We start from the raw sequence: 11929 nt of genomic DNA, 5'->3' as shown, positions 1-11929 counted from the left end.
AAAATAAAGTTATGATACAAATTACCCCTGAATTTAAAGACAAAGTAGTTAGCGAATTACTGAACTTACGCCAAAATTATGACAGCACTGATGCACAGTTTGCGAAACAATGGAATATAAACGGGTCCGTATGGAGCCAATTAAAAAGCGGAAAGCGTGACAGTCTTTTAAAAGACACACAATGGCTAACAATCGGTAGAGAGTTAAACATTAACATGCACGAAAGAACTTGGAATATTGCCCGCACAGAAGTTTACAAAATAATTGAAGAAGATATTCTTTTCTGTCAGGCAAATTCAAAAAGTAAAATCTTTGTTGATGAATGCGAAATAGGCAAAACTACAGCCGCTAAACACTTGTCAAGAACTTTAAAAAACTGTTTTTATGTAGATGCTTCCCAAGCAAAAACAAAGCAGCTATTCATTAGGTTAATTGCTAAAACAATTGGCTTGGACAGCACAGGAAAATACGCCGATGTTATTGCCAATGTAAAGTATTACTTAAAATCACTACCACACCCACCAATCGTAATTATTGACGAAGCCGGTGATTTAGTTTATGAAGCTTTTTTGGAACTTAAAGAGCTTTGGAACGCTACCGAAAATTGTTGTGCGTGGTATTTAATAGGCGCAGATGGTTTAAGAACCAAAGTAAGAAGAGGTATCACAAGTAAAAAAGTTGGATATGAAGAAATTTTCAGCCGTTTTAGTGGAAAATATTCAAATGTAGTACCAACGGACAGACAACAAAAACTTCAGTTCTTTAAACAGCTTATAAACGATGTATTAAATGTGAACGTAGAAGATAAATCGTTAATCCCTGCAATTACAAAAAGATGCTTAACAAGCGATGATACTGAAAGAATCGGAGGTTTAAGAAGAGCCGAAAGTTTATTGATTATAAGTCAGCAGTAATATGGCACGAGTATTAAATATGAAAAATGTTTATGACCAAGTTTTTGACGAATTCAAATTTGACGGTATTTGGTTAGAAACATTAGGTGCACCGGAAACAACAGGCTTATGGATTGTGTATGGTAATGAAAAGCAAGGAAAAACAACCTTATCACTTCAACTGGCCGACTATTTAAGCAAGTTCAAAGACGTATTATATGTAAGTGCTGAAGAGGGCGTTCGGAAATCTTTTGTTTCTGCTTGTCGTAGAGCCGGAATACAACATACAAACAAAAAACTAAAGCCTATCCCATACTTAGATTTTGAAGCATTGGACAAAAAACTAAGTACACGTAAATGCCCTAAGACTGTTTTTATAGACAATATTTCAGCTTATGCAGACGAGCTTACAAAGGCGAAATTTTTAGCCTTCAGGGCAAAGCATAAGGATAAGCTTATCATTTTCTTATCACATGAAGAGCGAAAAGAACCTGAAGGGGCAATCGGTAGATTTATTAAAAAGCTTTCGGACATCTACATACGAGTAGTAGGAAATGCAGGAATTGTTGGCGGTCGATGTCCCGGCGGAATCATCCCGATTAATGAAGAAAAAGCTGTTTTATATCACGGAACAGAAATTTTAAAAAATAATATTGAAAATGTCACTAATTAATAAACTTTTAGACTTTACCCCCGAAATGTATGAAGATATGATCTGGGACACATACTTTGAGTGGTGTATGAACTTTGTAACCGATTATGAAAAGGAACTTCAAAGCGTATTAGCAAACAAAGCTCTAAACAGCTACTTCAGACAGGAATACGTAAAGGTTGAAAAAGAGTTCCTAAAACGTGTCGATATGTACAAAGGTTATGACAGCATTACGTCTGACGATTACAGGAACTTTTATGCAAAATGCACCGCCTTAATTTTTGGTAGGTTTCCAAAACCACTATTAGCCAAAGCAAAAAAAGCATGTATAACATCAAACTAAAATATATGATAGCTACAAAAGATTGGCTCGAAACAAAAGTACAAGAGCTAAACGAGTGGATAATAACCCACGAAAACATAAAACATCCGCAGCTTAACGAAAAGATTCAGAACCGAAATTATTACGTGAACAAGCTGGTCGAAATGGACGAAACTGGAATAGAAAAAATCAAAATTTAAACACTTATAAAAATGGCAGAAACAAGAATCTTTTTAGAAATCACAAGCGAAAAAGGTTTCGCAGAAATTAACGGAAATGCACTTAGGGTATGTGCTTCGCTATCGAGCTTTTTTCACTCGAATCCTGAAGTAAAAAAACTATTTAAAGCATCTATTGACATTGCAGAAAAATATGAAGCTAAAGTAACCACACAACTCGCTAAAAATGAACCTGAAAAACAGCAGTAAGTAAATAACATTGAAGTAATAGACCCAAAAAATTTAAATAAATATGAGTGAACAAAAACCAAAGAAAACGGTTTCAGAATTAGAAGCGGAATTAAAAGTAGCCCGCGAGTCTGAAAGAATTGAAAAAGAAGGCCAAAGGATAGCTTATGAAAGTTTAAAAGCCGAAACCGTTATCCAATTAGTATCAAAAGCCGATCGAATTAATTTAATGCTAGCGGGATTTAAAAAGGATTCCTTTAACAATATGCAAACCATTTATTCACTGCTTCAGGAATACAGTTCCCGACATGCTGACGGAAAAGGTAACTTCAGGATTGAGCATGAAAATATGCGAGTTAATTACAAACGTCAGGGAAAAGCAACTTTCGATGAACGTTCACACCAAGCCGAAAAGCATATTATTGACTTCGTAAATTCAAAATTTTCAGATGACCCAGACACACGAGATTTAATAATGTCGCTTTTGGAACGTAAAAAGGATGAACTGGACATTCAACTGGTACAAAAATTATATGCTATGGAAAACCGGTTCGATGACAATAATTGGAAACGTGGCATTGAGCTACTAAAAGAAAGTTATCACTATTCGCATTCAAAGGATTATATCACTTTCGAGAAACGCGACGAAAACGGACAATGGAACTTAATCAATTTACAATTTTCAAACATTAAATATCATGAGTAAAGAAAACGCAAAATCAGGCGAAATCGGATTTTTAGGATTACTAACAATTGTTTTCATAGTCTTGAAACTAACAAAATACATTGATTGGAGTTGGTGGTGGGTATTATCCCCTCTTTTAATTCCTATTGGCTTATGTATAATCCTGCTATTAGTTCTTGGAATAGCATTCTATACTAAAAATTAGTTGGTTGCCCTGGGCGTATAATTGGTAATAGCATCAGAAATATAAGGACTGGAATGCGGGTTCGAATCCCGCCCAGGGAACAAATAAAACAAAAAAAATGGCAAAAAGGAAATATACAAAACGGGGTGAAAACCCGAAAGCTTATGAATGCTCAAAGAAAAATTGCAAATGGGCTGGAACTGATAACGAAAAAGAACTTAAAGAAATTGAAAAAGGATATAAAGAAATGGTATGCCCTAAATGCGGGAACAATGAATTTTACGGGCTTTTGTAAAACCTAACTTAATTAAATATGACAACAACAAAATTAAAACCAAACGGAATTATGACAAAACATTTATCAATTCACGATGAACTGAAGCATGAAAAAAGCAAAGCAAATTCAGTTCTCGAAAAAGCCAAACAGCTCGAAGCTCAAAAGCTTGCTTCAGGAGCAAAAATCATCAGGATAAATGCTCACACAATTAAATTAATTCCTTAAAGAATGGCAAAGTTTGACAAATTAAAGGAAGGCTTCAAACTATTTGACTACTTCCATCATAACCCCCCTGGCTTATTACCTACGGACACTTTAAAACACGCTCAATTGACAGGCGAATATCTTCATAAAATCTACCTAAAAGGCTATGAAGATGGTTTAAATGAAAAAATTGAAAACGTTGATAAATTGGTAAAAAATGACACAGACAGCGAAACAAAAACAGATACAGACAAAACCTGATTACAAAGATAATTGGGCAGTTTTCAAGCCGAAAAGCAAAGCTCATAAATATATACTTTCGTTGTGTATTCAATACGGTTGGAGTATTGATAGTGATAAATGGGGCGAAATAGCAGATTTGCAAAGGTTAAGTAATTGGCTTAAAAGTGACTTATCTCCAGTTAAAAAGCCGTTGAAGGACATGACACCTACTGAAACTAGCAAAATAATTTTCGCCTTAGAAAGCATGATTGAAAAATATCACAGTAAGTAATGGAAGTTAATAAAAACGAAGGTTTGTTTTCACAGATGAAAAAGGAATGTCAGCACCACCGCTACGGCATTTTAATAAAAGTAGTTGAATCAACTTTAACCTGTGAAACGACGGTTCTTATTTGCTCAAATTGCAAATCTGAATTATCAAAACTTAAAACGAATTGTAGATGAAAGTAGAAATAAAGTTAAACAATGATTCCATTTTAGCCGTAAACGAGCTATTACAGCACATTTACGACATGGGAAAATCAAATGATAAAAAAACAAATGTTTATCGTTCTATCGGCTTCGATTTAGCTGATAAGTTTGATAGCAAAGCAAAAGAGTTGGTTAAAAAGTCCACGTTGTTTGATGTAAATAAAAAACATAAGTTCAGTCTGAAGTTTCATGAAGCTTGGGCATTAGAAATAATTCTAAGAGAACTTTTTACCTATACCGAAAATCACTATGTAAGATTGAAGGTAAACATTGTGATAGATTGTTTAAACCAAAAATTAGCATAATGGAACAATTAATAATTTACACGGTAAAAAGTAAATCCGACGGCTTTATATGGCGTTTTAAATATGATTTAAAAGGCATTTTTAAAAGCTTTGAAATATTGGATGGCGAACTTTCACCAAAGCAATATCAATGGCTTTTTTGTTCGGGTCATTTTCCTGGTAAGCAATTAATGATTGATGCCTGGAAAGAAAAGCTAAAAGAAAATTTTGAGATTATCAAAGCGGAACCTAATCTTGATTTTGATACATCATTTTGGAAAACATATCCTTTCAATCCACTAAGCAAAAAGAAAATTGCTAAGGAGCGTTGGGAAAAGCTAAAAGATGCTGAAAAAATTAAACTCCTCATGAAGATACCCGAATTTAAAAAGCTGAAGACAAAAGAAGGTACTGCGATTCCTTATGCTGAAGTATTCATTAATCAAAGATGGTGGGATAATTAAAAAAATATGGAGTATCATATAACGAAGCAACTATTAGAGAAGCTGTCCAAAAAAGTTGATTTTGACAAGCTAAATAGCAATCAGGTTCCCGAAACATTTAAATATCAAAATAAGTGCTATGTGCCAGTTGGTTCATGTTCTAGTGGAGCAAAGGGAATTATTTCAGTTTCATGTCATGAAGTAATTCCCTTAGAAAAATATATCGATGATGTAGAACCCAAATACAATAATCAGCATTATAGTTTAGTCTTAGCTGGAAAACGTGAAAGGGGTTATCATGCACGATTATTGAAATTAGGTTTTCAAAAATTTGTACTGATTAATCCAATAATTGATTTTAAACCATTAAAAGAAGAAAAGCAACTTAATTTAGTTTTATAATTATGAAAAAAGCAATTTACAAATTTAGTGCCAATTACGGCAGAAGTGGAGATTTAGAGGGCATCTTTATTGCTGCTAAACAAGAAGTAGATAAACTAATTAGCAGTAAAATAGAAGTCTATTTTGGTGAAGTTTTAGGAAAGCATAGTGAAATATACAGAGCTATCGAAAAAAAGGAAATCAAATTAGTAACTGACGATGCTGAAGCTATAAAAATTGTTGCAAAGTATAATTTAACAAGTGGTCATAACCCATTTAATTATAGAAGTATAAACTTTGAAACTACAAGTTTTGATTTGGACGATGATATGACAGTTGGTGAAATAATCCATAAGCTCTTAAAACAAAAAAAATGATACTGCCATTTAGTACAAAAATTGGTGACAAACCCACCTACTTTATTGAAAAGATTTGGGAAGGACTTTTGCGAGATGTTTATGAAAGCGACACAGAATATCAGCAATATTTAAGGCTTCATAAAATAAAATTTTTGGGGTATTGGGATTGGATTCCTGATGAATACAAAAGGATTACAAACCCCAAAATTCACACATTGCGGGACGATGAAAAAGACAGATGGAAGTCTGGAAAGCTTATTCATTTTTTCATCAACAATCAAAAGTCGGACATGTTTCAGTTTGCGCCGGTTCTGCCAGTGGTTAGCACACAAGAAGTCTTTATGACTTATGCACATTCTGACTTAATTGAAATATCAATCGACGACAGGCAATTGTTTAGTTATAATGAAAGATTGGAATTTGCGTTAAACGATGGCTTTGATTCCTGGGAAGACTTTTTTAAATACTTCTACCCAAAAATAACAGCATCAAAGCAAAAGTTCTATAAAGGTAAATTGATCCATTGGACAAACTTAAAATACTGATTGTGGGAAACCGTAATAAGGTCAAAATATCAAATTTTAAATTAGCGTTATGGAAGAAAATATATTAAAAAGTCAGGCGTTTCAGGAACTGGAAAAAATTACTCAAATGATATATAGCCAACCACATAAAATGGCTGAAGTAATAGACGAATACGAAATTGCCAAAAGCATGGGATTGGAAGATTACAATTGTCTATTTTGTCCTGGACCATACAAACTAAAAGTAATAACAGAATTAATCAACAATGAAAACACGAACAATTGAAAACATAGATCAGGAACAATTGAATAAAGAGTTCGCGAAAGAATTTGAACGAATCACTAAGATTGGATCAGTTGTGCATCATGCCACTTTTTTTGACCGCCACGATGAAAAACACAAGGCTTTAATATGTTATTATGACTAAGATGAAAACTGCACTTTTAAAGTCTTTCTTATACGAAACAAGAACAAAGCTTAATGCCGCTAAAGAAGAGATTAAACCAAATCTTATTGAAGGTAGCATCGAAAAGAAAAAGGGTATAATATCTAAATGGGAAGAATGGGAAGAAGTAGAATGTTTTTCAAATTTGGAAGCTGCTATCGAAGGAATTGACAAACTTATAGAAGAATTATAGTTTTTCATTTTTTTATTTTTTTAGTTGGACGAAAGCGAACGGATTTGTACACCGTTCGCTTTTTTTTTTGCTTATATTTGAACTATGGGAAGTAAAGAAAATAAATACGGCTGGAAAGATATTACGGTATTTCTTGGCGGTGTAGAAATAAAAGAAATTACACAAGTCCAATATAGCGAACTAATAAAAGTATCTGATTTAGAAAGTGAATTATTAATTGCTAAAGAAAATGAGCAATACGAATTATGTGCGAAATTAAAAAGACAAATTGATGAATTTAAATAGGGAAATTAATATTATGTCTGAGTTTACAAAAGAAGAATACGAAAAAAAGAGAATTGAAATTATTGATAATTTTACTAAAGAGTTTCATAAGAAAGGTGAACGAGGTCACGCAATGACAATTACAATAATTGAATCTTTGATAAGGGGTGAAAATCCATACAACATTATTGAACAACTTGTAAAAAATCAAGATGAACTTATAGAAAAGTTAAAAGATTTGTGTATGCACTTACCTCCTAAGCCGATAATTATAGAAAGATAATTTATAAATACGCCTTTGAGCGTATTTTTTTATTTATAAGCATTTTCTATATTTGTAATAAGTAAAACACAAGTATCATGAGAAAAATATTATTACTGTTATCATTCTTTTTGTCCTTTGCTATTAAAGCTCAGGATTTGACCACAATCAATAAACTGGAAAAAAGTTATACTATTGATGAAATGCGAGCCTTATCTGATAAAATCTCAAAGTCAGCAAATACAAAGCTTAACTTTCTAAATATTGAGAATGAAAAAAGCCCTACCGAAAAGCTGATCGTATTCCAATATACGGCCGATGGAAAAAATAACGATTTAACTATCATGTTCGCAGCTAATGAAGCTGAAGGCGCTTACTACTTTAAAAACGCTTTTGGCAAATATTCAGATTTAGCTGGTTTTTATGTTTCAACGTTTTACCCTACATCTTCACAGGATATTGTGTTTAATAATTTCAAGCTTCAGGAATACCGGGTTAATAAAGATTTAAGATATAAAATTTCAGAGTTAGAGCCTGACAATTGGACAATTGAAAAAACATATTAATAAAAAAATCCGTCTAAAAAACGGATTTTTTTATTTACAAATATGTCATTGTGTCATATTTTTTTATATTTTTGTCTTATATGTCAGCAGTTAACAGAAAATTAGGGGCTCAACGAAATAAGCTTTTTCGTTATCAGTTAGTACTGGAAGAGTATCAAAGCCACAATACACAGGATATTCCACTTACACGAATTTGGAAAAACCACATTTACCCAAAGTTCGGAATCAGCAAAACTACACTTTACACCATTTTGGGAACTCCTGTAAAAAAGGAACTTGAAAAAGTGGAACAAGCTCAACAAAGCCAAATGTTATTATTTGATTAAACATTTCGGGCTTCAAAATGATATATAATTTCATATTCCTGTACACCGTCATCACGTAAAGTTCGCTGAAGGGTTTTGCGTATCATTTTACCGCAATTGCGTTCCGGGCAAAAGCCGTGAAGCTTTACGTGTACATCTTCAATCAAATCCCAAATTGACCAAGCTGCGTCCTTTTGCCCTTGTGGAGCTTGAAAGCTTGTATTTGTGAGCTTCATATTTGCAACCGTAATTTTAACTGATGCTTCTGCGTTCTGACGGTTAACTGGTTGTTTCGCTTGGTCAACTCCCATATTTGAAAATCCTGCATTATTTACGTCAATCAAACAGCATGGCCATTTAACGGGCATATTTGCACTATAATAGTCTAATTGCCCCCAATTTTCATCTACATAGTTTAAGCCCTTAATAGTGGCTAAATTATTTTGAATGTTTTGTATAATAGTTTTCATATTCTTGGTCTTGCCATGTTAATAATTAGCTTATTAAACTCTTCAGCGTTTCTGTAAAAATTTCGTTTTATAATTCCTCTTGTTATTGGGTGGTCACCGATGAACTGCCTTTTTTCAACTTTCATTATTTTTCCTGTCGGCTGTAATGCGAGCGCCTTCCATTTTTCCGCTTCACCTGATAACCTTCGGTTTCTTTCTGTATTGGCCATTGCCTTTTTTCTTACGTTAAAAGTTACTGCACCGGCATTTTTATAATACATCGCCCAGAAGAATTTTTTCATCTTTTCCGTTACTATAATTTCGCCACCGTCATTGTGAATATCAGCATAAGGAACGCTACTTGTGAAAACGACATTCATTCCCTGAACTTTGGAATTTATCGAACGGCGTAATGTACCGGAACGCATCATTAATGAACCTCTTCGATTCGGTAATTGATTTGTTGGCCACTTTTGATTAAAGAACGCTTTGCGCTCGAAGTTCCGGTCGAAGTTCTGATGTAAATCTACTTTTACATCCTGAAGGAACTTATTTATAATATCGTTTATGTTCATCTATTCAAAGGCTTTAATTGCTTTTTTTGACCCTGCTACTTTTGTATAAGTGTTATTCGGTGGCATTAGCTTTTTGTCCTTTCCTGGATTAAACTTGAATAGGTTTGAGCTATTCCCTTTTTTATCAACTAATGCGGTGGCTTTTTCTCCTTTTTCCATTGCTTCTTTGCTATTGCTTTTGTCATTGTCAGTAGCTAAAACTTCAATTATTCGACATCTACAACGCCAGCCATTTGGTGTATAATAGTAATCCCAAAACGGATCATCTTTTGGAAGCGTAATGTTATGCAATGCTTTATGAGAATCCCTTACCTTGTCATCACCTGCGGTTCTGTACTGTAAATAATAGCGGGAAGTATCATCGCTGAAATTTAACCAGTCCGCAGCGCTTTGCCCAGATTGTATAGCAAAGTTGTGTTCAGCTTCCAAATAATTACGGTTGTAGCTTTCATTCAGCTTCAGGACCTTTTGTTCAAAGTCTTCATAACTGCGAATATTCCCTTCAGCATCTTTTAATAAGCTTCGGGCTTCAGCTAATTGTGCGTGTGTTTTTAGACCGCTAAAAATGAAAATATCTTTTTCTAAATAGTCTTTCATTTCCTGCGGGACTTCGTGCGGTATTCCCTTCCTTAAAACTTTGGCGGTTGCTTTTGCTAAAAGTTTATATTCTTGTACTTCAGATAAATCTTCAGGTTTATAGGTTCCGCGACTGTGAAGCTTTTTAAAGGCTCTTTCAGCGACTTTTAAAACCCTTTTAAAATCATTGTCCTTTTGAATGGATAAAGTGAGTGTTTTACACTGATTGCACCCGCACGGCTCATATTGCAATGATAACTTTTGATGCAATGCCCCAAAATAATCTTTGGGGCTTAGTCGAAAAAATCTAAATGCAATTTTTGGGCTGTATTAGCTTCTTTTTTTGCTCCCAAGACATCAATTCCGAAAGTGCTTTTTACCCACTCTGGATTAACTTCTAAAAATGTTGCAGCTTCTTTGGTTCTTGTCCAAAGTTGGTCTAAGTTTTCAGATTTAGGGTAACTGTAAGTTCGTAGCTTGCTGATAACCCCGATGTTTAAAAGTCCAGGAATGATAACGGTATTCCAAACTTGTTCTATTAAAGATAAATCACTATCTACCAACGTTTGTAACATATCTTGCGAACTTTCATCTTTAGAGCGAGAACCGTTCTTTGTATCTTGTCCGATAATTGCACCGGATATAAGCAATGAATTTTCATTGTTACATAATCTGATTAGATTGTTAAATACATCGCCATTTGTTGCAGTTGTTTGAGCAAATTCAAATTGTTCGCTTTCGTCAATAATAAACCAAGCCGCCGAACCCATGTCACGCATCATACGTTCTGCACGTTTAAGCATACCGGGGTCGTTGGTGTTAGTTTTCATATATCGGGGCGGAATACCGTATATTTCGCATAATTCACTCCAACACGATTGGGCGAACCTTTTGAATAATACGTGCGGGACAGCATTGTTTAAAAGCCCCAATTCGTTCTTATCGCCAAACTCCATTAACCACGTGCCGTATTCAGGGATTTCACGGTAATTAACGCCTTTTTCATCCGTATAATCAAAGTATAAAAACCCGCCTACAGGGTCAACGTTTTGTCGTGGTATAAGCGTAACTTGTATTTCGCCTTTCTCGTTGTAGTTGAACTCAACAAGTGAATGTCCGTAGTAACGAGTATTTAAAATTTGCTTATTCAGCTCGTTCACCCAAATTTGATTTTGCAAAAGTGCTGTTAGCTCCTGGTCAATGTTCCCAGATTCATCTGTTAAAGTAAATGACTGGGACAATGATTTAAGCATACGGTTTTCAATTTGGGACTTCAAAAGCGCATCCAAAATAATTTCATCGTACAGGTTGTACAATTGCCATCTTTTTGGTTTATCTGCTTTCCTTGCCAATGTAAGTGCCTTGTTCCAGCTCCCAATATCCTGACGGGTACGTGAAATCGACTTTGGCGCAATTGACCCTGAATAACGGGGCGCATTTGCATTACTGACAGGATTACTATTTTGTTTTGCCAAATTGGCAGTTTGTTTTTTTCTATTTCTACTCATAACTATTCGTGATTGAATTTAGCGCGGGAACCGTAACTAAAAGGCTGTTTGTCTGGTTGTGTAACTTCCATATCTATTTGTGGCAATTCGTCTAAATTGACAGTTCCTTTTGCTAACTTTGTAAGCCAGTCTATTGCCCGGTCATAACGTTCTTTACATTGCTCATAAATCATATCTGCATTACAGAGCTGACAAATCCACCATTTTGCAACTGTTTTGGTTATTTCTAAAATAGTTGCGTTCCTGGTATCGCCTTCAGCCGAAAAAATAGCAGCTACATCGTAGCGGTAACGGCCGTCAATCCATTCTTTTTTATTATTCCCGGTTAAATAACTTTTTACTTCACCTATGGCCGCTGAAATAGCTTGTGTTACGATTAAATTGTTACCTTCTGTAATTTGGTCAATCTGATAACCATACATTACGCTTCCTAATTCTTCTTTTACTAAATACATA

At 34.4% G+C, this 11929-nt stretch carries 27 protein-coding genes; 22 read left to right on the top strand and 5 right to left on the bottom strand.

From position 1 onward, the window contains the following. Positions 1 to 11: 11 nt before the first annotated feature. From OZP08_RS14370 to OZP08_RS14265, 22 genes are all read left to right on the top strand, one after another. The gene (locus OZP08_RS14370; RefSeq protein ID WP_268846780.1) at positions 12 to 914 is read left to right on the top strand and encodes an AAA family ATPase; all 903 of its coding nucleotides are present in this window, start codon (positions 12 to 14) and stop codon (positions 912 to 914) included. Position 915: 1 nt separating this feature from the next. Next, positions 916 to 1566 (top strand): P-loop NTPase family protein, encoded by a 651-nt coding sequence (locus OZP08_RS14365; RefSeq protein ID WP_281322174.1) that lies wholly within the window; start codon positions 916 to 918, stop codon positions 1564 to 1566. Beyond that, on the top strand, positions 1553 to 1888 hold the full coding sequence (locus tag OZP08_RS14360) for a hypothetical protein (RefSeq protein ID WP_281322173.1): 336 nt from the start codon (positions 1553 to 1555) through the stop codon (positions 1886 to 1888). The genes OZP08_RS14365 and OZP08_RS14360 overlap by 14 nt, the downstream gene beginning before the upstream one ends. 5 nt (positions 1889 to 1893) lie before the next feature. Next, entirely contained in the window at positions 1894 to 2067 is a 174-nt protein-coding gene (locus OZP08_RS14355; protein ID WP_268846777.1) for a hypothetical protein, read from the top strand. Positions 2068 to 2079: 12 nt separating this feature from the next. After that, positions 2080 to 2295 carry a hypothetical protein gene (locus OZP08_RS14350; protein WP_281322172.1) on the top strand — a complete coding sequence of 72 codons (216 nt, stop codon included), beginning with the start codon at positions 2080 to 2082 and terminating at the stop codon, positions 2293 to 2295. 43 nt (positions 2296 to 2338) lie between these two features. Then, entirely contained in the window at positions 2339 to 2980 is a 642-nt protein-coding gene (locus OZP08_RS14345) for a DUF3164 family protein (protein ID WP_281322171.1), read from the top strand. A 281-nt stretch (positions 2981 to 3261) separates the two neighbouring features. Beyond that, positions 3262 to 3438 carry a hypothetical protein gene (locus OZP08_RS14340; protein WP_268846774.1) on the top strand — a complete coding sequence of 59 codons (177 nt, stop codon included), beginning with the start codon at positions 3262 to 3264 and terminating at the stop codon, positions 3436 to 3438. An 18-nt stretch (positions 3439 to 3456) separates the two neighbouring features. Then, on the top strand, positions 3457 to 3645 hold the full coding sequence (locus OZP08_RS14335) for a hypothetical protein (RefSeq protein WP_268846773.1): 189 nt from the start codon (positions 3457 to 3459) through the stop codon (positions 3643 to 3645). A 3-nt stretch (positions 3646 to 3648) separates the two neighbouring features. Continuing rightward, positions 3649 to 3885, top strand: coding sequence for a hypothetical protein (locus tag OZP08_RS14330; RefSeq protein WP_281322170.1), 237 nt, complete (start codon positions 3649 to 3651; stop codon positions 3883 to 3885). Next, the gene (locus OZP08_RS14325; RefSeq protein WP_268846771.1) at positions 3842 to 4138 is read left to right on the top strand and encodes a hypothetical protein; all 297 of its coding nucleotides are present in this window, start codon (positions 3842 to 3844) and stop codon (positions 4136 to 4138) included. Before OZP08_RS14330 ends, OZP08_RS14325 begins: the two co-directional genes overlap by 44 nt. 169 nt (positions 4139 to 4307) lie before the next feature. Next, on the top strand, positions 4308 to 4643 hold the full coding sequence (locus OZP08_RS14320; RefSeq protein WP_268846770.1) for a hypothetical protein: 336 nt from the start codon (positions 4308 to 4310) through the stop codon (positions 4641 to 4643). After that, on the top strand, positions 4643 to 5086 hold the full coding sequence (locus OZP08_RS14315; RefSeq protein ID WP_268846769.1) for an LvrA C-terminal domain-related protein: 444 nt from the start codon (positions 4643 to 4645) through the stop codon (positions 5084 to 5086). Before OZP08_RS14320 ends, OZP08_RS14315 begins: the two co-directional genes overlap by 1 nt. 6 nt (positions 5087 to 5092) lie before the next feature. Continuing rightward, the gene (locus OZP08_RS14310) at positions 5093 to 5467 is read left to right on the top strand and encodes a hypothetical protein (RefSeq protein ID WP_281322169.1); all 375 of its coding nucleotides are present in this window, start codon (positions 5093 to 5095) and stop codon (positions 5465 to 5467) included. A gap of 2 nt (positions 5468 to 5469) precedes the next feature. Further along, complete coding sequence (locus OZP08_RS14305) at positions 5470 to 5823, top strand: hypothetical protein (protein ID WP_281322168.1); 354 nt, start codon at positions 5470 to 5472, stop codon at positions 5821 to 5823. Continuing rightward, positions 5820 to 6350 carry a hypothetical protein gene (locus OZP08_RS14300; protein WP_281322167.1) on the top strand — a complete coding sequence of 177 codons (531 nt, stop codon included), beginning with the start codon at positions 5820 to 5822 and terminating at the stop codon, positions 6348 to 6350. Before OZP08_RS14305 ends, OZP08_RS14300 begins: the two co-directional genes overlap by 4 nt. Positions 6351 to 6399: 49 nt before the next feature. Then, positions 6400 to 6615, top strand: a complete 216-nt coding sequence (locus tag OZP08_RS14295) for a hypothetical protein (RefSeq protein WP_268846765.1) — start codon at positions 6400 to 6402, stop codon at positions 6613 to 6615. Further along, positions 6596 to 6757 carry a hypothetical protein gene (locus OZP08_RS14290; RefSeq protein ID WP_281322166.1) on the top strand — a complete coding sequence of 54 codons (162 nt, stop codon included), beginning with the start codon at positions 6596 to 6598 and terminating at the stop codon, positions 6755 to 6757. Before OZP08_RS14295 ends, OZP08_RS14290 begins: the two co-directional genes overlap by 20 nt. Next, on the top strand, positions 6750 to 6968 hold the full coding sequence (locus OZP08_RS14285; protein WP_281322165.1) for a hypothetical protein: 219 nt from the start codon (positions 6750 to 6752) through the stop codon (positions 6966 to 6968). The genes OZP08_RS14290 and OZP08_RS14285 overlap by 8 nt, the downstream gene beginning before the upstream one ends. Before the next feature lie 84 nt (positions 6969 to 7052). Continuing rightward, complete coding sequence (locus tag OZP08_RS14280; RefSeq protein WP_268846762.1) at positions 7053 to 7253, top strand: hypothetical protein; 201 nt, start codon at positions 7053 to 7055, stop codon at positions 7251 to 7253. After that, positions 7240 to 7515, top strand: a complete 276-nt coding sequence (locus OZP08_RS14275; RefSeq protein ID WP_281322164.1) for a hypothetical protein — start codon at positions 7240 to 7242, stop codon at positions 7513 to 7515. Before OZP08_RS14280 ends, OZP08_RS14275 begins: the two co-directional genes overlap by 14 nt. Positions 7516 to 7592: 77 nt before the next feature. Next, positions 7593 to 8060, top strand: a complete 468-nt coding sequence (locus OZP08_RS14270; RefSeq protein ID WP_281322163.1) for a hypothetical protein — start codon at positions 7593 to 7595, stop codon at positions 8058 to 8060. An 80-nt stretch (positions 8061 to 8140) separates the two neighbouring features. After that, the gene (locus tag OZP08_RS14265) at positions 8141 to 8386 is read left to right on the top strand and encodes a hypothetical protein (RefSeq protein WP_268846759.1); all 246 of its coding nucleotides are present in this window, start codon (positions 8141 to 8143) and stop codon (positions 8384 to 8386) included. Here OZP08_RS14265 and OZP08_RS14260 read toward each other — a convergent pair. The 5 genes from OZP08_RS14260 to OZP08_RS14240 are packed head-to-tail and all read right to left on the bottom strand — an operon-like array spanning position 8383 to position 11928. Continuing rightward, entirely contained in the window at positions 8383 to 8835 is a 453-nt protein-coding gene (locus tag OZP08_RS14260) for a hypothetical protein (protein ID WP_268846758.1), read from the bottom strand. The genes OZP08_RS14265 and OZP08_RS14260 overlap by 4 nt on opposite strands. Beyond that, entirely contained in the window at positions 8832 to 9389 is a 558-nt protein-coding gene (locus OZP08_RS14255) for a phage virion morphogenesis protein (protein WP_281322162.1), read from the bottom strand. The genes OZP08_RS14260 and OZP08_RS14255 overlap by 4 nt, the downstream gene beginning before the upstream one ends. After that, positions 9390 to 10235 carry a phage head morphogenesis protein gene (locus OZP08_RS14250; protein ID WP_281322161.1) on the bottom strand — a complete coding sequence of 282 codons (846 nt, stop codon included), beginning with the start codon at positions 10233 to 10235 and terminating at the stop codon, positions 9390 to 9392. 23 nt (positions 10236 to 10258) lie between these two features. Further along, the gene (locus OZP08_RS14245) at positions 10259 to 11473 is read right to left on the bottom strand and encodes a phage portal protein family protein (RefSeq protein WP_268846755.1); all 1215 of its coding nucleotides are present in this window, start codon (positions 11471 to 11473) and stop codon (positions 10259 to 10261) included. A gap of 2 nt (positions 11474 to 11475) precedes the next feature. Next, on the bottom strand, positions 11476 to 11928 hold the full coding sequence (locus OZP08_RS14240; RefSeq protein ID WP_268846754.1) for a phage protein Gp36 family protein: 453 nt from the start codon (positions 11926 to 11928) through the stop codon (positions 11476 to 11478). Position 11929 lies beyond the last annotated feature (1 nt).

Source organism: Flavobacterium aestivum (assembly GCF_026870175.2).
Taxonomy (GTDB): domain Bacteria; phylum Bacteroidota; class Bacteroidia; order Flavobacteriales; family Flavobacteriaceae; genus Flavobacterium; species Flavobacterium aestivum.
The sequence above is the reverse complement of the archived record's forward strand: the minus strand, read 5'-3'. Positions and strand labels throughout refer to the sequence as shown.

Bases quoted from the DNA above. Each gene is read 5' to 3' on its own strand.
- OZP08_RS14370 (WP_268846780.1), top strand. From the start codon at position 12: ATGATACAAATTACCCCTGAATTTAAAGACAAAGTAGTTAGCGAATTA.
- OZP08_RS14365 (WP_281322174.1), top strand. From the start codon at position 916: ATGGCACGAGTATTAAATATGAAAAATGTTTATGACCAAGTTTTTGAC.
- OZP08_RS14360 (WP_281322173.1), top strand. From the start codon at position 1,553: ATGTCACTAATTAATAAACTTTTAGACTTTACCCCCGAAATGTATGAA.
- OZP08_RS14355 (WP_268846777.1), top strand. From the start codon at position 1,894: ATGATAGCTACAAAAGATTGGCTCGAAACAAAAGTACAAGAGCTAAAC.
- OZP08_RS14350 (WP_281322172.1), top strand. From the start codon at position 2,080: ATGGCAGAAACAAGAATCTTTTTAGAAATCACAAGCGAAAAAGGTTTC.
- OZP08_RS14345 (WP_281322171.1), top strand. From the start codon at position 2,339: ATGAGTGAACAAAAACCAAAGAAAACGGTTTCAGAATTAGAAGCGGAA.
- OZP08_RS14340 (WP_268846774.1), top strand. From the start codon at position 3,262: ATGGCAAAAAGGAAATATACAAAACGGGGTGAAAACCCGAAAGCTTAT.
- OZP08_RS14335 (WP_268846773.1), top strand. From the start codon at position 3,457: ATGACAACAACAAAATTAAAACCAAACGGAATTATGACAAAACATTTA.
- OZP08_RS14330 (WP_281322170.1), top strand. From the start codon at position 3,649: ATGGCAAAGTTTGACAAATTAAAGGAAGGCTTCAAACTATTTGACTAC.
- OZP08_RS14325 (WP_268846771.1), top strand. From the start codon at position 3,842: ATGACACAGACAGCGAAACAAAAACAGATACAGACAAAACCTGATTAC.
- OZP08_RS14320 (WP_268846770.1), top strand. From the start codon at position 4,308: ATGAAAGTAGAAATAAAGTTAAACAATGATTCCATTTTAGCCGTAAAC.
- OZP08_RS14315 (WP_268846769.1), top strand. From the start codon at position 4,643: ATGGAACAATTAATAATTTACACGGTAAAAAGTAAATCCGACGGCTTT.
- OZP08_RS14310 (WP_281322169.1), top strand. From the start codon at position 5,093: ATGGAGTATCATATAACGAAGCAACTATTAGAGAAGCTGTCCAAAAAA.
- OZP08_RS14305 (WP_281322168.1), top strand. From the start codon at position 5,470: ATGAAAAAAGCAATTTACAAATTTAGTGCCAATTACGGCAGAAGTGGA.
- OZP08_RS14300 (WP_281322167.1), top strand. From the start codon at position 5,820: ATGATACTGCCATTTAGTACAAAAATTGGTGACAAACCCACCTACTTT.
- OZP08_RS14295 (WP_268846765.1), top strand. From the start codon at position 6,400: ATGGAAGAAAATATATTAAAAAGTCAGGCGTTTCAGGAACTGGAAAAA.
- OZP08_RS14290 (WP_281322166.1), top strand. From the start codon at position 6,596: ATGAAAACACGAACAATTGAAAACATAGATCAGGAACAATTGAATAAA.
- OZP08_RS14285 (WP_281322165.1), top strand. From the start codon at position 6,750: ATGACTAAGATGAAAACTGCACTTTTAAAGTCTTTCTTATACGAAACA.
- OZP08_RS14280 (WP_268846762.1), top strand. From the start codon at position 7,053: ATGGGAAGTAAAGAAAATAAATACGGCTGGAAAGATATTACGGTATTT.
- OZP08_RS14275 (WP_281322164.1), top strand. From the start codon at position 7,240: ATGAATTTAAATAGGGAAATTAATATTATGTCTGAGTTTACAAAAGAA.
- OZP08_RS14270 (WP_281322163.1), top strand. From the start codon at position 7,593: ATGAGAAAAATATTATTACTGTTATCATTCTTTTTGTCCTTTGCTATT.
- OZP08_RS14265 (WP_268846759.1), top strand. From the start codon at position 8,141: ATGTCAGCAGTTAACAGAAAATTAGGGGCTCAACGAAATAAGCTTTTT.
- OZP08_RS14260 (WP_268846758.1), bottom strand. From the start codon at position 8,835: ATGAAAACTATTATACAAAACATTCAAAATAATTTAGCCACTATTAAG.
- OZP08_RS14255 (WP_281322162.1), bottom strand. From the start codon at position 9,389: ATGAACATAAACGATATTATAAATAAGTTCCTTCAGGATGTAAAAGTA.
- OZP08_RS14245 (WP_268846755.1), bottom strand. From the start codon at position 11,473: ATGAGTAGAAATAGAAAAAAACAAACTGCCAATTTGGCAAAACAAAAT.
- OZP08_RS14240 (WP_268846754.1), bottom strand. From the start codon at position 11,928: ATGTATTTAGTAAAAGAAGAATTAGGAAGCGTAATGTATGGTTATCAG.